Source organism: Enterobacter cloacae complex sp. ECL411, from assembly GCF_021869665.1.
In the GTDB taxonomy this organism is placed as follows: Bacteria; Pseudomonadota; Gammaproteobacteria; order Enterobacterales; family Enterobacteriaceae; genus Enterobacter; species Enterobacter intestinihominis.
Genome location: NZ_CP091486.1, coordinates 996,106 through 1,014,703, shown reverse-complemented (window position 1 = coordinate 1,014,703; position 18,598 = coordinate 996,106). Strand labels below are relative to the sequence as shown.

Sequence of the window (18,598 nt, the reverse complement as noted above, 5' to 3'; positions counted from 1 at the left end):
CTTCCTTTACGGGTTCATTTGGCCCCGCAGGGGGGCGGATTTTATCATAATACTTTGCGCACTGCTTCCCTATTTCAGGAGCAATTACGCTGTCGTTAAATGGAGGCAGACATCCGGGCCTACCGGACGAATCTCGCTGAATGAGAGTTGCGGCGCATCGGCCAGTTTTTCAAGGCCGGGCAGCACAAACAGGCCGCGCGCGTCGTTACCTAACAGTTTAGGCGCAACGTAGACCAGAAGCTCATCCACCAGCCCTGCCTGGAGCAGCGCGCCGGCGAGCGTCGGACCGGCTTCGACCCAGATGCTGTTGACCTGCTGTTTGCCGAGCAGCATCATCAGCACCACCAGATCGAGATGCCCGTTGTGCTCCGGTACCATAATGCTGCGCACGCCTTGCGGCCATTCGCGCGTATCTTCTTTGGTGCGGGCAATCCAGGTTTCCCCCGGCTGCTGCACGATGCGGTGTTCCGGCGTCACGCGGTTCTGGCTATCAATAATAATGCGCAGCGGCTGACGCAGGTTCTCCTGCGGATAGAGTGCCTGGGTATCGGCATTCAGCTCATCCCAGCGCACGGTCAGGACCGGATCGTCAGCCAGCACCGTTTCACTGCTGGTGAGAATAGCATGGCTTTGTGCGCGCAGACGTTGCACATCGCGCCTTGCCTGTGGCGAGGTGATCCACTGGCTCTCGCCGTTCGCCATCGCCGTGCGGCCATCCAGTGACGCGCCAAGCTTAAGCTGGATAAACGGGAAACCGGTGCGCATACGCTTCAGGAAGCCTTTGTTGATGGCTTCGGCATCCTGCATCATCAGGCCGTGACTGACGTCGATCCCTTCCTGTTGCAGACGATACAGCCCGCGGCCCGCCACCTGCGGGTTAGGATCCTGCATGGCGGCGACAACGCGCGAGACTCCCGCCGCAATCAGTGCTTCGCAGCACGGAGGCGTGCGCCCGTGATGACTGCATGGCTCCAGCGTCATGTAGGCCGTCGCGCCACGCGCCCTCTCCCCCGCCATGCGCAGGGCATGCACTTCAGCGTGCGGCTCGCCTGCGCGGTAGTGAAAACCTTCCCCCACGATCTCGCCATCTTTAACAATGACGCACCCGACATTAGGGTTAGGGTGAGTGGTAAACCGACCGCGCTGCGCCAGCTTCATGGCTCTCGCCATGTACATCTCGTCCTGCATAGGCTTAATCCTGTAAGCGGGCGATCTCTTCGCCAAACTCTTTAATGTCTTCGAAGCTGCGGTAAACGGAGGCGAAGCGAATATAGGCGACTTTATCGAGCTTTTTCAGCTGTTCCATCACCAGGTTACCGATCATTTTGCTCGGCACTTCGCGCTCACCTAGCCCCCGCAGATAAGATTTAATATGATTTAACGCCATTTCGACGTCATCGGAGCTGACGGGCCGTTTTTCCAGCGCCTTGAGCATCCCGCTACGCAGTTTTTCTTCATTGAACGGTTCGCGCACATCGTTACTTTTTACCACGCGCGGCATTACCAGCTCTGCCACCTCGAAGGTGGTAAAACGCTCGTTGCACACCAGACACTGCCGACGACGACGCACGGAAGACCCTTCGCCTACAAGACGTGAGTCGATGACTTTGGTATCCACAGCGGAGCAAAATGGGCAATGCATACGATGTCCCTGTTATCTGGTTAACTGATTTCTATTTTACCCTGAACTGGCCCGACAACAAAGGAAGAGCTTTTTGAGACAAAGGATCTATGCCTGACGCCACTATCCTGTCTACCATTGCAGCAATGTGTGATTTCAAGGAATTAAACGCAATGACAAGACGTTACCTGAAAATAGTGCTGGTTGGGAGCCTGTTCACGCTCAGCGCCTGCGCACAGCAAAGTGAAGTTCGCGAGATGAAACAAAGCGTGAATACGCTCAATGTGGCGATGGACAAACTTAATAAAGAAACCGTGAAGATCACCCAGCAGAACGCGCTGAATGCCAAATCCAGCAATGGCGTTTATTTATTGCCGGGCGCAAACACGCCCGCGCGTCTGAACAGCCAAATTGGCACGCTAAAGATGTCTCTGGTGAATGTTGCAGCGAATGCCGATGGTACGCGCGCAACATTACGCATTCAGGGTGAATCCAACGATCCGCTTCCCGCCTTCAGCGGCACCGTAGAGTGGGGCCAGATTCAGGGCACCACGGAGAGCTATCAGGAAGTGAACGTGAAGAATCAGCTCTTCACCGCCCCCGCCAGCACGCTGGCACCGAGCGATGTTGATATCCCGCTCCAGCTGAGCGGACTGACGCCAGAACAGTTGGGTTTTATCCGCATTCACGACATTCAACCTGCCGCGCAATAACCCGCCCTTCTAGCGGAGTGAAATGTCACTCCGCTAACATTTACATTTCGTATGGATTGGCAACATAAATGATTGCCGCTACAATCCCGGCCGTTTAAAGTACGCAAACGTGAACGCAATCGATTACGTATGTGAGAGATATGTGAAACAACACATATTTTTGTGAGCAAGGATTCCTATAATAGGCTCCGCAGAAACACGAAATATTTAGAAACGCAATTCGCGCATTTTTCACTCCCGGAAGGGAATTTCAATCAGTGGCATGATTATGAAAAAAACATTACTCGCAGCTGGCGCCGTGCTGGCACTGTCCTCCTCTTTCACTGTTAACGCAGCGGAAAACGACAAACCACAATATCTCTCCGACTGGTGGCACCAGAGCGTTAACGTGGTAGGCAGCTACCACACCCGTTTCGGGCCGCAGATCCGCAACGATACCTACCTGGAATACGAAGCGTTTGCCAAGAAAGACTGGTTTGATTTCTACGGCTACGTCGATCTGCCGGTATTCTTCGGCGGTAACTCCGATGCGAAAGGTATCTGGAACAATGGCTCCCCGCTGTTCATGGAAATCGAACCGCGTTTCTCTATCGACAAACTGACCGGCACCAGCCTGGCGTTTGGTCCGTTCAAAGAGTGGTACTTCGCGAACAACTACATCTATGACATGGGTCGCAACGATTCTCAGGAACAGAGCACCTGGTATATGGGTCTGGGTACTGACATCGAAACCGGCCTGCCAATGAGCCTGTCACTGAACGTGTATGCGAAATACCAGTGGCAGAACTATGGCGCATCAAATGAGAACGAGTGGGATGGCTACCGTTTCAAAGTGAAATACTTTGTGCCAATCACTCAGCTGTGGGGCGGTAACCTGAGCTATATCGGCTTCACCAACTTTGACTGGGGTTCAGACCTGGGCGACGATAACTTCTATGACAACAACGGGAAGCATGCTCGTACCAGTAACTCCATCGCCTCCAGCCACATCCTGGCGCTGAACTACGATCACTGGCACTACTCTGTTGTTGCGCGTTACTGGCACAACGGTGGCCAGTGGAACGACGACGCCAGCCTGAACTTCGGCAACGGCGACTTCAGCGTTCGCTCTACCGGTTGGGGTGGTTACCTGGTCGTGGGTTACAACTTCTAACCTGTGCGGACTTCGCCCGGTGGCGCTGCGCTTGCCGGGCCTACGATCCGAATGTAGGCCGGGTAAGGCGTAGCCGCCACCCGGCTTTTTACTGCTTCACCTTCCGCAAAAAATCTGCCAGAGCTCTGTCCGCACTTTCGCTAAAGCGTCTCTCCGTCTGCACAATATTGAGGCACCTGTCGAGCCGGAAGCAGCGGTATGCATACTGTCAGGAGTAGACAAAAAAAAATCCCGGCCAGCAGGCCGGGATTTCGATACCGCATAAGACTCTTACGGCAGAATGGACGGCTGATCCGCCCCTTCTTTCTCGACTTTCTGCTGGATCAGATGTTCGCGCTTCATGCCCAGCTTCAGCGCCAGCGCGGACGCGACGTAGATAGACGAGGCCGTACCGATAGACACACCGATCAGCATGGTCAGCGAGAAGCCTTCCAGCACCGGGCCACCGAACAGGAACAGCATCAGGATCACCATCAGGGTGGTGCCGGAGGTGATCAACGTACGGTGCAGCGTCTGGGTCAACGACACGTTAAAGATTTCGTACGGCGTGCCGCGACGGATCTTACGGAAGTTTTCACGAATACGGTCAGATACCACGATACTGTCGTTCAGTGAGTAACCGATAACGGACATCAGGGATGCCACAATCGTCAGGTCAATCTCAATGTGGAAGAGAGACAGTATGCCCATGGTGATCACCACGTCGTGCGCCAGAGCGATAACCACGCCTGCCGCCAGTCGCCACTCAAAGCGGAAACCGACGTAAATCAGAATCGAGATCAGCGCCACCAGCAGCGCCATCGCACCGGTCTGTGCCAGGTCAGCACCAACGCTCGGGCCGACAAACTCAATACGCTTAACCGTTGCATCCTGGCTGGTCGTTTCGTTAATAACCTGAACGACCTTGCTGCCCAGCTCCTGGCTGCCGTTGGCATCGTGTACCGGCGGCATACGCACCATGATGTCGCGGCTGCTGCCGAAGTTCTGTAGCAACGGCTCTTCAAAGCCCGCTTTTTGCAGAGACTCACGCATCTGGTCCATATCGACCGGTTTTTCCAGGGTAATTTCGATCACCGTACCACCGGTGAAATCCAGACCCCAGTTAAAGCCTTTCACGCCCATAATGACGATGGACAAGATCAGCAGAAAACCTGAAATGCCGAAGGCCCAGTAGTCCCAGCGCATAAAGTCCCAGACTTTACGGCCGTGGTTCAATTGTTCAACAGTATATTCCTGTGCCACAACGCACTCCTCAGATAGACAGCTTTTTGACGCGCTTGCCGCCGTACAGCAGGTTCACGATGGCACGGGTGCCGACAATAGCGGTAAACATCGACGTTGCGACACCGATACCGGTAGTAATCGCAAAGCCTTTGATCGCGCCAGTACCCACTGCATACAGGATAAGAACCTTAATCAGTGTTGTTACGTTCGCATCGAAGATGGAGCTGAACGCCCCTTTGTAGCCTTCTTCAATCGCCTGCTGTACAGAACGACCGTTGCTCAGCTCTTCTTTGATACGTTCGTTTATCAGTACGTTGGCGTCGACCGCCACCGCAAGGGTTAGAACGATACCCGCGATACCCGGCATGGTTAGCGTCGCCCCCGGCAGCAGGGACATGATACCGATGATCAGCACCAGGTTGGCAATCAGCGCGGAGGTCGCAATCAGGCCGAACTTCTTATAGAAGAAGATCATGAAGATGATGGACACCGCCAGACCGGCCAGACACGCTTCCAGACCCTGCTTGATGTTCTGCATACCCAGGGTTGGACCGATGGTACGCTCTTCAACAATCTGAATTGGCGCAATCAGCGCACCGGCACGCAGCAGCAGAGAGAGCTGACGCGCTTCGTTCGGGTTGCTGATACCGGTAATACGGAAGCTGTTACCCAGACGAGACTGGATGTTGGCGATGTTAATCACCTCTTCCTCTTTCACCAGCACGGCACGGCCATTGGCATCTTTCTTACCGCTGTCTTTGTACTCCACGAACAGGGTCGCCATCGGCTTGCCGATGTTGTCCTTGGTGAAGTTAGACATGATGTTGCCACCTGCGCTGTCCAGCGAGATGTTAACCTGCGGCTGGTTGTACTCATCCTGGCTTGAAGTGGAGTCGGTGATATGGTCACCGGTCAGGATCACGCGTTTGTACAGCACAACCGGCTGGCCTTCGCGGGTCTGTTTCACTTCGGAATCGCCCGGCACACGGCCTGAAGCCGCAGCAGCCTGGTCAACGTTGGCGTTAACCAGACGGAACTCCAGAGTCGCCGTCGCGCCCAGAATCTCTTTCGCACGGGCGGTATCCTGGATACCTGGCAGTTCGACCACGATACGGTCAGCACCCTGACGCTGTACCAGTGGCTCAGCCACGCCCAGCTGGTTTACACGGTTACGCAGAATGTTAATGTTCTGCTGAACGGCGTACTCACGTGCTTCACTCAGACGCGCGTCGGTCATTACCGCACGCAGCTGGTTGCTGCCCTGAGAGGTGATCACCAGATCGCGGTGACGCTGAGACAGATAGGTCACAGCCTGATCGCGTGCCGCGCTGTCGCGGAACGTGATGCTCATGCCGTAGTTATCTTCTTTACGTACGGTGGTGTACGGAATGCCTTTATCGCGCAGATCGCTGCGCAGGCTGTCGATATTCTGTTCCTGTAGCTTGCCGAGCGCGGTATCCATATCCACTTCCATCAGGAAGTGAACGCCGCCACGCAGGTCAAGACCCAGTTTCATTGGCTCTGCGTTCAGCGCAGCCAGCCAGCGTGGGGTTGCAGGAGCAAGGTTAAGCGCCACGACATATTTATCACCCAGCACGCCCATCAGCGCTTCACGTGCGCGGAGCTGCGTGTCGGTGGTGTCGAAGCGAGCAAGAATTGCGCCCTCTTCCAGTGCCACAGACTTAGCGGTAATTTTTTCTTCTTGTAACGTTTTCTGGACCTGGATCAGCGTTTGCTCACTGGCGGCGACACCGCGCGCGCCAGTGATTTGAACGGCCGGATCCTCACCATACAGGTTGGGAAGCGCGTACAGCAGGCCGACGATAATCACGACGACCAGCATGATGTACTTCCACAAAGGATAACGGTTTAACACGGCAGTTCCCTTTGGGAAAAGTTGGGATTACAGCGCCTTCATGGTGCCTTTCGGCAGAACGGCAGCTACGAAGTCACGTTTGATAACCACTTCAGTGGTGTCGTTCAGGGCGATAGCAATGTAGCCGTTTTCCGCTACTTTGGTTACGCGACCCACCAGGCCACCATTGGTCAGGACTTCATCGCCCTTCGCGATGGAGTTCATCAGGTTTTTGTGCTCTTTAGTACGCTTCTGCTGTGGACGCAGGATCATGAAGTAGAAGATCAGACCGAACACAACCAGCATCAAAATCAGAGACATCGGGCTGCCCTGCGCTGGTGCACCCGTTGCTGCTACCGCATCAGAAATAAAAAAGCTCATTCAAATTCCCTCATTATTAAAATTAATCAACGTTCAACGGTGGAACATCCCGCCCCTGACGTTGGTAGAAATCGGTCACGAAGCTCTCTAATTTACCCTCTTCGATAGCCTTACGTAAACCAGCCATTAAGCGCTGATAATAACGAAGATTATGAATGGTATTGAGACGCGCCCCCAAAATCTCGTTGCAACGATCGAGATGATGCAGATACGCGCGAGAATAATTGCGACAGGTATAGCAATCGCACTCGGAATCGAGCGGGCTGGTGTCACTCTTATGCTTCGCGTTACGGATTTTCACCACGCCATCGGTAACGAACAGATGACCGTTACGTGCGTTTCGGGTTGGCATAACGCAGTCGAACATATCAATGCCGCGACGTACGCCTTCCACCAGATCTTCTGGTTTACCCACACCCATCAGGTATCGTGGTTTATCCGCCGGGATTTGCGGGCAGACATGCTCCAGAATACGGTGCATATCTTCCTTCGGCTCACCCACAGCCAAACCGCCGACAGCGTAGCCATCAAAGCCTATCTCTACCAGACCTTTAACCGAGATATCGCGTAAATCTTCGTAAACGCTGCCCTGGATAATGCCGAACAGCGCATTTTTGTTTTGCAGGGAGTCAAAACGGTCGCGGCTACGCTTCGCCCAACGCAGGGACATCTCCATGGAACGTTTGGCATAGTCCCAGTCCGCCGGGTATGGCGTACATTCGTCGAAGATCATCACGATATCGGAGCCGAGATCGTACTGAATCTCCATAGACTTTTCCGGATCGAGGAAGATTGGATCGCCGTTGATCGGGTTACGGAAGTGTACGCCCTGCTCGGTGATCTTACGGATATCGCCCAGGCTGAAGACCTGGAAACCGCCGGAGTCGGTGAGGATGGGGCCTTTCCACTGCATGAAGTCGTGCAGATCGCCGTGGAGCTTCATGATCTCCTGGCCTGGACGCAGCCACAGGTGGAAGGTGTTGCCGAGAATAATCTGTGCGCCAGTGGCTTCAACTTCTTCCGGCGTCATTCCTTTTACGGTGCCGTACGTGCCCACAGGCATAAACGCGGGGGTTTCTACCACGCCGCGATCAAACACCAGGCGACCGCGACGCGCGCGGCCATCGGTGGTATCGAGTTCAAATTTCATTTTTTCTCCGACGTCAGAAAAACAGTCCAACGTTGTAACACGGTGCCGCGGACTTATTCCCCGACACGCTCATTCAAAGCCTGCGGATTGTACGTGATAAACATCGCGTCACCGTAGCTAAAAAAGCGATATTTTTGTTCTACCGCAGACTTGTAGGCGTTCATCGTATGCTGATACCCCGCAAACGCGGAGACCAGCATAATCAGCGTCGATTCAGGCAGATGGAAGTTGGTCACCAGCGCATCAATGACTTTGTACTGATAGCCCGGGTAGATAAAGATCTGCGTATCGCCAAAGAAGGGCTCAATCAGCTCTTTTTTCGCGGCCTGCGCAGCGCTCTCAAGGGAACGTACCGACGTTGTACCGACGGCCACGACGCGGCTACCGCGCGCTTTCGCCGCCAGCACCGCATCCACAACCTCCTGCGGCACTTCGGCATACTCAGAGTGCATGATGTGGTCTTCGATGCTGTCCACGCGCACCGGCTGGAACGTCCCCGCGCCGACGTGCAGCGTCACGAAGGCCATCTCAATACCCTTGGCGCGCAACTTTTCCAGCAGCGGTTCATCAAAGTGCAGGCCCGCCGTTGGCGCCGCCACTGCGCCAGGCTTCTGGCTGTAGACGGTCTGATACAGCTCGCGGTCGGCTTCTTCATCCGGGCGTTCAATGTACGGCGGCAGCGGCATGTGGCCGATGGCGTTGAGGATATCAAGCACTGTGCGCTCGTCGTTGAACTCCACCTCGAACAGCGCGTCGTGACGCGCGGTCATGGTCGCTTTGATGCTCTCGTCATCACCCAGCAGCAGTTCAGCGCCCGGCTTCGGCGCTTTGGATGCGCGAATATGTGCCAGAATACGTTTATCATCGAGCATACGTTCGACCAGCACCTCAATCTTGCCGCCGCTGGCTTTACGGCCAAACAGACGCGCTGGGATCACGCGGGTATTGTTAAAGACCAGCAGATCGCCAGGGTTGAGCTTGTCGAGTAGATCGGTGAAAGTACCGTGCGTCAGCGCGCCCGTTGGCCCGTCCAGTGACAGCAAGCGACAGCTGCTACGCTCAGGCATGGGGTAGTGAGCAATCAGGGATTCAGGTAGTTCAAAGGAGAAATCGGCGACGCGCATGACGTATACTCGTGACTTAAAAACAGGCGGCATAGTCTAGTGCTCACACCCATTTGCTGCAACAACTAGCCGCCACCGGACAAATAAAACGCATGAATTTTCTCGCTCACCTGCATCTCGCTCACCTCGCGGACAGCTCCCTCTCCGGCAATTTGCTGGCCGATTTCGTACGCGGCAACCCCGCGGAAGATTATTCCCCTGAGGTTATCGACGGGATTTTTATGCACCGCCGCATCGACGTGCTGACCGATAACCTGCCGGAAGTGACGGAAGCCAAAGCCTGGTTCCGCCCCGAAACGCGACGCGTGGCGCCGATCACGCTCGACGTCATGTGGGATCATTTCCTGTCGCGCCACTGGTCCCTGCTGTCGCCTGATATGTCGCTGCCTGAGTTTGTGCGCTACGCCCACGCGCAGGTGTCGATCATTTTGCCGGACTCCCCACCGCGCTTTGTGAATCTGAATAACTATCTGTGGTCTGAACGCTGGCTGGAGCGTTACCGCGAGATGGATTTCATTCAGAACGTGCTCAACGGCATGGCCAGCCGTCGACCGCGTCTGGACGCGCTGCGCGACTCCTGGCACGACCTGGACGAACATTATGACGCGCTGGAAACGCGCTTCTGGCAGTTCTACCCGCGCATGATGGCGCAGGCGAAAAATAAAGAACTGTGATGCCGGTTCGATTGATAGGTAAAAGCTGGTGGAACGATTGTTACCACCTCTTTGTCTTATTCCCGCGCTGCCTCTATACTGGCCCGCGTTGCGTTCCAAATAACCTTAGTATCTACAGGAGAATCATATGGTTCTGGTAACTCGTCCGGCTCCGGATTTTACAGCTGCCGCCGTTCTGGGCAACGGTGAAATCGTTGAAAACTTCAACTTCAAACAGCACACCAACGGTAAAGCGACCGTTCTGTTCTTCTGGCCAATGGACTTCACTTTCGTTTGCCCGTCTGAGCTGATCGCGTTCGACAAACGTTACGAAGAATTCCAGAAGCGTGGCGTGGAAGTGGTTGGCGTCTCCTTCGACTCTGAATTTGTACACAACGCATGGCGTAACACCCCTGTCGAAAACGGCGGCATCGGTGCGGTGAAATACGCGATGGTTGCGGACATCAAACGCGAAATCCAGCAGGCCTACGGTATCGAACATCCGGACGCTGGCGTTGCGCTGCGTGGTTCTTTCCTGATCGACGCGAACGGCATCGTTCGTCACCAGGTTGTGAACGATCTGCCGCTGGGTCGTAACATTGACGAAATGCTGCGCATGGTTGACGCGCTCCAGTTCCACGAAGAGCACGGTGAAGTGTGCCCGGCTCAGTGGGAAAAAGGTAAAGAAGGTATGGCGGCTTCCCCAGACGGCGTAGCTAAATACCTGTCTGAGAACGTATCCAGCCTGTAATCGGCACGGTTTACGAAAAAAACCCGCGACTACGCGGGTTTTTTTATGGCTTATGCTGCGCCGTCTTTTTTTACCTCGCGCCAGATGCGCCATGCCATACCCGCAAGCACCATCACCCCGACGATCAGTACGCCCCAGACCATCAGCGTTTTCATTCTGCTTTCCTGCTCAGCCGCAGACGTCGCGGTTAAACGCGCCTCGCCGCCCAGCGGGACAGGTTCCAGCGTATCCGCCATCGGCAGGGCTGCCAGAGCGTAGGTTTTACGCAGTTCGGTCGGGATCAGCATATCCGTCTCCACGCTTGCCGGTTTCGCAGCCCTGTTCCCCCATGCAAGCAGATACGGCCCCTTCCCCTGCGCGTTGAACACCAGATCATAGCGCACGCGTTGCCCGATCACGCCCGGCAGGTTCTCTGGCAAACGCGCATTGTAGGTCTTGATTTTTACCGCCTCGACCAGCCCGCCCGGGAGCGGAACAGGTTCAGACGTTTTGCCGCCGAGCTGGTAGATCACCTCTTTTTTCAGCGTATGCCACCGATCCTTGTCCGCTCCCCGCCAGGCTATTTCTGCCGGGAGAACGCCGTCGCCATTCAGCATGAAGGCGATCGCACTCAGAGGCTGCGGATGCGTCCAGCGCCACACGGCTTCGCTATCGGATAGCCGCTCCCCCTCTCCCGCCAGGCTAATGTGCTCTGATTCCGGCTGCGCAGGAGCGTTAATCGCGTTGACGCCGGTTAACGTCAGGGCTGAACGCCCCGTGTTCAGCACCAGCAGCAGATAGCGATTCGCCTCAGGAGATAACACCAGATCGGTATCGATGCGGTCGAGCTTCAGGCGATCCTGTCCACTCATCACGTCCAGCAGGGGCATCTCTTCGCGCAGGGTATACCAGTTTTTTAGATCCTCGCTGTAATAGACCGATGCCGTCCCCTGCCACGAGCCCTGCGGCGTGTCCCAGAAAAGCTGGAGCTGAGAGAGCGGAACCTGCGTCGCGTTTTCCGGCAGGGTCAGCAGATAGTGCTGTCCGGCAGCCGCCGCGTGTTGCCCTTCCAGCACAATCTCCACGCCGTTTCTGGCACGTAACATAATTTTATCACCGCTACCCTCTTCCCCACCCGGCGAGGCGTTAAGCGCAAAGAGGCGCAGCGCCGTGGTGGTCGGTGCCGGCTGCGGACGCGTCGTGGTAACCAGGCTGAACGGTACCGGCTCGCCCGACTGATTAAACACGCGCACGTCGCGCAGATCGGGCGATGTGCTCTGCTGATAAACCGCCAGCGGCAGCATGACCCGATACCACGGCGAAGAGGCAGAGGTATCAAGGGACAGGCCATAGGCATAATCCCGCGGGGATTCCACCGGCGCGCCCTCGCTGAATGCCGGACCGGCCACGGCTAGCAGTGCCGCACAAACAACCGCATTCATCCATTTCATTTTTCTTCTCCTGCTTTAGGCGGTAGCGGCGAGAAATAGCCCACAATCAGGACCAGGATCGCCACGCCAATAAACGCGACAGCACGCGCCAGGCCGCCACCGCCCGCGCTGTCCACCAGCATCAGTTTGAGCATGACCACCCCCAGCAGCACCGCACCGGCAAGCCACTGCTGACGGGAGGCCTGACGGGTGGCGCGGATCATGACCACCAGCGCGCAGAACATCCAGAACAGGGCAAAGGTGGTCTGGATAAGCCGCGAATGCCACAGCGACTCCATATTCCAGGCCACCTCGCCGTACCACGCCAGCGCGCGCAGCAGCGCGCCGTTTAGCCACCAGAAGCCAAGCGCCATCAGCACAACGGCGGGCCACGGTCGGGACTGAGCAAGCGATGCCGGATAGTGGCGATCCACTGCCCGATAAAACACCACCAGCCCCAGCAGCGCGAACGCCGCCCCTTCCTCAAGCGGGTTCACCAGCGGCAGCCAGGTCTGTCGATAGACTACCCCGTCCTGGAAATTAGTCACGACCAGCAATACCACCAGCGCCACAACCACAGGGATCACGGCAAGGCAGGCGTAGAGCGCAGGCCATACCCGGAACGGCCACCCGCGACGCCGTACGGCCGCGGAGAGTGCCATAATCACCCCACCGCCGACAGCCATCGCAATGCCGCTTCCCCAGGCCGCCATGCCCCATGGCAGGGAGCGGGCAAACCAGTAAAGCTCGGCGGCCATGGCGAGTAAAATCATCCACAACAGCGACAGATGCAGCCCCATTGCGATGCGCGGAAGAAGTTTATCTTCGTCGCGCCGCAGCATCATCAGGGCGGCAGGCAGCGCAATAGCCCAGGCCAGATTTGCCCAGCCGGCTGCCAGGATCTGCTGTTGCCAGACCTGATAAAGCACCATCAGCAGCATCACCGGCCACAGCAGCCATTTGCTGGCATCCAGCTCCCGCCATGCCATACGAGCGGCAGCCTGCCGCCATCCCCAGGCCGACACCGCCGTCAGCGCCAGCACGCCCGCAAGAACCGATAATTCTGTCTTGAGGATCAGTTGCGACGCACCCAGTTGCGCCACTAACCAGAACAGCAGCCCACCGACCAGCAGCGCCCAACTGCCCGACAGCACGATTTTCTGCCACAGCCAGGCCGCAGCCAGCCAGCAAAGACTGAGCACTGCGAAAATAAGCAGCAGGCTCAGGGAGGTGACGCCGTCCATCTGCGCCCATATCGCGCTGCCGAGCGCCAGCACCAGCAGCGCCGTCCCGCTATAGCTCATGCGCCGCTGCTGCTGTTGCACGCCCAGCCAGAGAATACCCAGCCCTTCCAGCGCCCAGGCCATCGCCGTCCAGCGCGCTGAAAGCGCCAGCGGAATGGCAAGCGTGGCAAACCCGCCGCCGATCGCCAGCGCCGCCATAATCAGTGGCCGCCCGACAGACGGATAGCGTCGCAGTGCGAGAAACGCCAGGGAGAGATAAAACGCACCATAGCCCAGCGCGCTGAGCGCCGGGCCGTACGTCCAGTGCGACGTCATGCCGTACTGCATCCCAAAACCAATCAGCGGCGGGGCAAACAGCAGTACGCCGTCAATAATCTGTTTGCCTTTTTCCTGCGCCCGCAGCGACAGCGCTACGCTAAACACGCCAAAAATAAGCGTATTGGCAATCAGGAACAGCTGACAGATAACATAGTTTTCAGGCTGGTAGTCGCTCAGCCCCCACACTCCGCCAACGCCAAACGTGAAGAGCAGCCCGAGCAGGTTGAGCTCGCGCCAGTGCTGCCAGATGCTGATGACGAGAATGCCGATGGAGAGCAGAAGATAGAAGGAGAACAGCGCCACAAAGCTACCGCCCCCGGTAGACAGGAGCAGCGGCGCAAGATATCCGCCCAGGCTCGCCAGCATGGCAAGGCTCAGCGCCTTTTGCAGCACGGCCAGCCCGACGCTCGCCGCGCAAATCACCACCAGCAGCGCAAACGCCAGCGTCATCGGCAGCATCTGCCACAGCCGGAATGCGCCAAAGACGGTCAGGTAAAGCACGCCGGTCGCCCCGCCCTGGAGGATCAGCGCGTAGATCCGCTGCCTGTGCCGCAGCCGCCATCCAACGGCCAGCAGAACCATGGCAAACAGCGCCGTGGCGGCAAGACGCAGCTCAAGCGGAAACAGTGAATGTTCAACGGTATAGCGCAGCAGGAAAGAGAGGCCGAGGAAGAGCAGTACAATCCCCAGTTTTGCCAGCGGATTGCCCTGCATAAACCAGCGCGTCAGCGAGGACAGGATGCCGCCAAAGGCGGAAGGCCGTTTTGCCGCCGGGACAGGCGCAGGTTCTGCTTCAGTGACGGGCGGTTCGGGACGCCAGGGATCGACAGGTGCGTTAACGGCCTCTGGCACCGGCGCTGGTGTCTCCACTGGCGCGGCGGTCTGCACCGGCTCCGGCGCTTTCTCAGCTACACCGTGCTGCTCAAGCGCCTCAATGCGCTGGCGAAGCCGGGCGATCTCCTGCCGCGCCGCCGTGCTTCGATTAAAGCCTATCACCGCAAGCACGGGGGCCACGACCAGCGCAAAAACCAGGAACAAACAGCCAAGGATGTAAAGCTCGTCCATGTTTCCACCTTCACCGTAAAAGATCCGTTAAGATTGACACAAATAGTTGCATTTGCGCCATCTAAAAGGTGAAAACCATGCTGCCTGCGCTTAGCTGCCGAACCAGACCGTAGCGGAGATCGCCGGCAGCGTGAGCACGCTCTCCTGTAACGTCGCTTTCCCCTCTTTGCTCTTCCACGTTTTACCGGCCAGCAGCGGTGAATCTTCCAGCACCACTTCACACGCCTCGCCCCGGTTGATCGCCACCAGCACGCGCTGCTGGTTGTAGACGCGGACAAACACCACCACGTTATCGTGGGCGTACATCACCTGACAGCCCCCGTAGCGCAGGGCCTGGCTCTGCTTGCGTAGTGTCGCCATACGCTGGTACAGGCTGAACAGATCCTGATCCTGCTTTTCAGGCTCCCATGGGAAGGTTTTGCGGCAGAACGGATCGTTGTTACCGTCCAGCCCCACTTCATCTCCGTAATAGATGCACGGCACGCCCGGCCAGGTGAAAAGCCAGGTCACCGCCAGCGGCAGACGCGCCACATCTTTACCCAGCAGCGATTTAAAGCGCGCGGTATCGTGGCTGTCGAGCTGGTTAAACATCCGAAGCTGCTGCTGATGAGACAGGCCAGCGCGATAGTTCTCCATCCACGCCATGCAGGTTTCGGCGTCAATATGCTGCGGATCGTAAGAGATATCGGTGTTAGCGAGGAAGCCCCACAGCGGGAAGGTGAAGCCGCGATAATTCATCGACGCGTCTTCTGCATCTGCCTGCAACCACTGACGCGCGTCGCCAAAGTGCTCCCCGAAGACGAATGCTTCCGACCGGGCCGCTTTTGCCGACCGGGTAATGGCGGCGACATGCTGAAGGTTATTCCGCGCCCCGCCTGCTTCACCCAGCATATGCACCACGTCCAGCCGCCAGCCGTCCATATTCCACGGCGCTTTCAGCCAGTGACGCACGATGCTGTCTTCGCCGCCGTAGATTTCATTCACAAGCGTTGACGACTGGAAATCGAGCTTCGGCAGGCTCGGGTAGCCCAGCCAGTCCAGGGCGCGGCCATTCTCGTCAAAACTGTACCAGTCACGCTGGGGGGAATCCGGATTATGGCATGCGCCGCCCATCGACTGATTGTGACGGTCGAACCACGCATGAGAATCACCGCTGTGATTGAACACGCCATCAAGGATCAGGCGCATACCTTCTTTTTGCGTGTTGTGGCGCAGTCGCAGCAGCGCCTCGTCACCGCCAAACTGCTCGTCAACGTGGCGGTAGTCCTGAGTATCGTATTTGTGAACGCTTGGCGCTTTAAACACCGGGTTCAGGTACAGCGCCGTCACGCCGAGCTTTTTCAGGTATGGCAGTTTTTCGCTGATACCGTCGAGATCGCCGCCGTAAAAGGTCGATCCCCCCGCCTGGGCGGTCAGCGGCTCGTCCCATTTTTTCAGAATGATGTCGTGACCGACCGCATGATGGTAATAAACCTTGTCCTGGTCGGCGGTGCGCTTTTCACTGCGCGCAAAGCGGTCCGGGAAAATCTGGTAAAATACCTGATCGTTAACCCACTGCGGGCCGTTATCCGGGTGATCCACGGCAAACTGCTCCAGCCTGGCCGGAGGGAAACGGCTGAAGCCCTGCGGGGTAAACCACAGCTGGCGGTTGTTCCACAGCAGCTTGAAGCCGTAGCGGCGACGCGGCTGTCCGCTGCGCAAATCGATATTCGCCCGCCACGCCGTAATACCCGGCTGAGGCTGGCTGCGCACCTTGTGCATTTTCAGCGATGTCTCTTCGTTATCCACTTCGGCGCGCAGGGTCACACGTTCAGGCTGATTTTCCCCTGCCAGCCAGAGCGTAATCACAAGGTTGTCTTTGTTTTGCTTAACAAATGGGGCAACCGGAAGGTGCCAGGCGTTTAACATCACGAATCCCCTTTGATGAAATTGACGTCACCTTGCCACAGGGTTGGTAAGGATAGCTCACCATGATGGGATTTATTGGGGGAGGAGGACGGGGGAGGAGGCATCAGTGCGGCCTGATGCCCTCACCCTAACCCTCTCCCTGTGGGCTGAGGGATCCCCAGTAATTTTTTTATGCAGAAGCAATAAAGTTGCTTTCTAAATGACTGAGGGCTGTCAGCGATGCCCTGGTCCGGCTGTAAATCGCTGAGGCGTTTGCCTTCCGGCCGGGGCGAGGCGCAGGGATGCGCCGAGAGGGCGGCTTTACAGGGACGTTGCCTCCGCCCGTACCCGATAAGCCGGAAGGAATAAGCCGAGGGCACCGCGAAGCGGCGATTTACCGCCGGGAGCACGGGTCGCCAGGGTGGTGGCGACTGAGCCACCCTGGCACGTTCACCGGTCATGTCGTTACAGAGTAGCAAGGAACATAAAGTGAACGGAATGACCACCACCGCCGTATGTTCCCCTCACCCTAACCCTCTCCCCGGAGGGGCGAGGGGATTGCTCAGTGCTCGCATTAATTTGTGGGGAACCCTCAGCCCACGGGGAGAGGGGAAAAGAATGTTACTGTGCTTCCGCCAGCTGACGATCGCGGCGACATTTAAACATCCAGCCCACCAGCAGCAGGACGATCCACGCGAAGCCCACGTACAGGGAAATACGGGTATCCGGGTGATAACCAATCAGGCCGATGATAAACACCAGGAAGATGAGGCCAACGACGGTCGTCGCAACACCGCCCGGCACTTTAAACTTCAGCGCTTTGGCCTCTTCTGGCGACAGGCGGCGACGGAACGCAATCTGCGACAGCAGGATCATGATCCACACCCACACCGTCGCAAAGGTCGCCAGCGACGCAATCACCAGGAAGACGTTCTCCGGCATAATGTAGTTCAGGTAGACCGAGAACAGCAGCGCCACGGTCATGACCAGCACCGTTACCCACGGGGTACCGCGACGCGACGTTTTGGCAAACACCTTCGGCGCACTGCCCTGCTCCGCCATGCCGTGCAGCATACGGCCCACGCCGAACACGTCACTGTTGATGGCCGACAGCGAGGCGGTCAGCACCACAAAGTTGAGAATGCTGGCGGCAAACGCAATGCCCATATGCTGGAAAGTCAGGACAAACGGGCTGCCGTTGGTGCCCACCTGGTTCCACGGGTAGATGGACATAATCACAAACAGCGTGCCCACGTAGAACACCAGGATGCGCATCGGCACCGAGTTGATGGCGCGCGGAATAGACTTCTCCGGATCTTTCGCTTCCCCGGCGGTGATGCCGATAATCTCGATTCCGCCATAGGCGAACATGACCATCTGCAGCGACATGACCATCCCGAGCCAGCCGTTGCTAAAGAAGCCGCCGTTGCTCCACAGGTTGTGAATGCCGGTTGGCTGTCCACCGTTGCCGATACCCCAGATGATAATGCCGAAACCGGCGAGGATCATGATGATAATGGTCGCGACCTTGAAGAAGGAGAACCAGAACTCCAGCTCGCCAAACACCTTCACGCTCATCAGGTTAACGGCGCAGATAATCAGCACCACGCTCAGCACCCAGATCCAGTGCGGCACGGCGGGGAACCAGACCCCCATATAGATACCAAACGCCGTCACATCGGCAATGGCAACAATCAGGATTTCGAAGCAGTAGGTCCAGCCGGTGATAAACCCGGCCAGCGGGCCTAAATTTTCCTGCGCGTAGCGGGAGAAGGAACTGGCAGAGGGGTTGTGAACCGACATTTCGCCAAGGGCGCGCATGATGATATACGCCGCCACGCCGCCGATGATGTAGGCCAGCAGAACGCTTGGACCGGCCATTTTGATGGCATCTGCCGAGCCATAAAAAAGACCGGTACCGATAGCCGAGCCCAGCGCCATAAAGCGGATGTGGCGGGTGCTCAATCCACGTTTAAGTTTGTTAGTGCTTTCCATTAAAATCTTGCCATTCAACACGAAAAAAACAAAAAACCACGGGGCCTTAAGCCCC

Annotated in this window: 15 protein-coding genes and 1 pseudogene; 4 read left to right on the top strand and 12 right to left on the bottom strand. The window is 57.0% G+C overall.

What is annotated here, in order from left to right; translation table 11 throughout:
* Positions 1–84 precede the first annotated feature (84 nt).
* Both ribD and nrdR read right to left on the bottom strand, forming a co-directional pair.
* Complete coding sequence (gene ribD, locus L3069_RS04810; RefSeq protein WP_038415478.1) at positions 85–1,188, bottom strand: bifunctional diaminohydroxyphosphoribosylaminopyrimidine deaminase/5-amino-6-(5-phosphoribosylamino)uracil reductase RibD; 1,104 nt, start codon at positions 1,186–1,188, stop codon at positions 85–87.
* Positions 1,189–1,192: 4 nt separating this feature from the next.
* The gene (gene nrdR, locus L3069_RS04805; protein WP_003859099.1) at positions 1,193–1,642 is read right to left on the bottom strand and encodes a transcriptional regulator NrdR; all 450 of its coding nucleotides are present in this window, start codon (positions 1,640–1,642) and stop codon (positions 1,193–1,195) included.
* A gap of 152 nt (positions 1,643–1,794) precedes the next feature.
* Between nrdR and L3069_RS04800 the strand changes: the two genes are divergently transcribed.
* Both L3069_RS04800 and L3069_RS04795 read left to right on the top strand, forming a co-directional pair.
* On the top strand, positions 1,795–2,334 hold the full coding sequence (locus L3069_RS04800) for a DUF3251 domain-containing protein (RefSeq protein WP_003859100.1): 540 nt from the start codon (positions 1,795–1,797) through the stop codon (positions 2,332–2,334).
* A gap of 268 nt (positions 2,335–2,602) precedes the next feature.
* Positions 2,603–3,487 (top strand): nucleoside-specific channel-forming protein Tsx, encoded by an 885-nt coding sequence (locus L3069_RS04795; RefSeq protein ID WP_032621817.1) that lies wholly within the window; start codon positions 2,603–2,605, stop codon positions 3,485–3,487.
* Positions 3,488–3,575: 88 nt separating this feature from the next.
* Here L3069_RS04795 and L3069_RS04790 read toward each other — a convergent pair.
* The 6 genes and pseudogenes from L3069_RS04790 to queA form a co-directional block, all read right to left on the bottom strand.
* A pseudogene (locus L3069_RS04790) lies at positions 3,576–3,686 on the bottom strand (DNA-binding transcriptional regulator); the annotation flags it as partial.
* Between the two features lie 71 nt (positions 3,687–3,757).
* Positions 3,758–4,729, bottom strand: coding sequence for a protein translocase subunit SecF (secF, locus tag L3069_RS04785; protein WP_003859105.1), 972 nt, complete (start codon positions 4,727–4,729; stop codon positions 3,758–3,760).
* Positions 4,730–4,739: 10 nt separating this feature from the next.
* Positions 4,740–6,587, bottom strand: a complete 1,848-nt coding sequence (gene secD, locus L3069_RS04780; protein WP_032621613.1) for a protein translocase subunit SecD — start codon at positions 6,585–6,587, stop codon at positions 4,740–4,742.
* Positions 6,588–6,614: 27 nt separating this feature from the next.
* The gene (yajC, locus tag L3069_RS04775) at positions 6,615–6,947 is read right to left on the bottom strand and encodes a preprotein translocase subunit YajC (RefSeq protein ID WP_003859109.1); all 333 of its coding nucleotides are present in this window, start codon (positions 6,945–6,947) and stop codon (positions 6,615–6,617) included.
* A gap of 22 nt (positions 6,948–6,969) precedes the next feature.
* A complete protein-coding gene (gene tgt, locus L3069_RS04770; protein ID WP_003859110.1) occupies positions 6,970–8,097 on the bottom strand; it encodes a tRNA guanosine(34) transglycosylase Tgt in 1,128 nt (375 codons plus the stop codon).
* A gap of 53 nt (positions 8,098–8,150) precedes the next feature.
* Positions 8,151–9,221 carry a tRNA preQ1(34) S-adenosylmethionine ribosyltransferase-isomerase QueA gene (gene queA, locus L3069_RS04765; protein WP_022647221.1) on the bottom strand — a complete coding sequence of 357 codons (1,071 nt, stop codon included), beginning with the start codon at positions 9,219–9,221 and terminating at the stop codon, positions 8,151–8,153.
* Positions 9,222–9,313: 92 nt separating this feature from the next.
* Here queA and acpH point away from each other — a divergent pair, with 92 nt between their 5' ends.
* Both acpH and L3069_RS04755 read left to right on the top strand, forming a co-directional pair.
* Positions 9,314–9,895 (top strand): ACP phosphodiesterase, encoded by a 582-nt coding sequence (gene acpH / locus L3069_RS04760; protein WP_038415474.1) that lies wholly within the window; start codon positions 9,314–9,316, stop codon positions 9,893–9,895.
* Positions 9,896–10,022: 127 nt separating this feature from the next.
* Positions 10,023–10,625, top strand: a complete 603-nt coding sequence (locus L3069_RS04755) for a peroxiredoxin C (protein ID WP_003859113.1) — start codon at positions 10,023–10,025, stop codon at positions 10,623–10,625.
* A gap of 50 nt (positions 10,626–10,675) precedes the next feature.
* On the opposite strand, the gene L3069_RS04750 is transcribed toward L3069_RS04755, so the two are convergent.
* From L3069_RS04750 to proY, 4 genes are all read right to left on the bottom strand, one after another.
* The gene (locus L3069_RS04750) at positions 10,676–12,055 is read right to left on the bottom strand and encodes a DUF3999 domain-containing protein (protein ID WP_038415473.1); all 1,380 of its coding nucleotides are present in this window, start codon (positions 12,053–12,055) and stop codon (positions 10,676–10,678) included.
* Positions 12,052–14,661: a DUF2339 domain-containing protein gene (locus L3069_RS04745; protein WP_038415471.1), complete on the bottom strand. Its 2,610-nt coding sequence runs from the start codon at positions 14,659–14,661 to the stop codon at positions 12,052–12,054. Before L3069_RS04745 ends, L3069_RS04750 begins: the two co-directional genes overlap by 4 nt.
* 90 nt (positions 14,662–14,751) lie before the next feature.
* Entirely contained in the window at positions 14,752–16,569 is a 1,818-nt protein-coding gene (gene malZ / locus L3069_RS04740; RefSeq protein ID WP_038415470.1) for a maltodextrin glucosidase, read from the bottom strand.
* 600 nt (positions 16,570–17,169) lie between these two features.
* On the bottom strand, positions 17,170–18,543 hold the full coding sequence (gene proY / locus L3069_RS04735; RefSeq protein ID WP_023299434.1) for a proline-specific permease ProY: 1,374 nt from the start codon (positions 18,541–18,543) through the stop codon (positions 17,170–17,172).
* Positions 18,544–18,598: the final 55 nt, after the last annotated feature.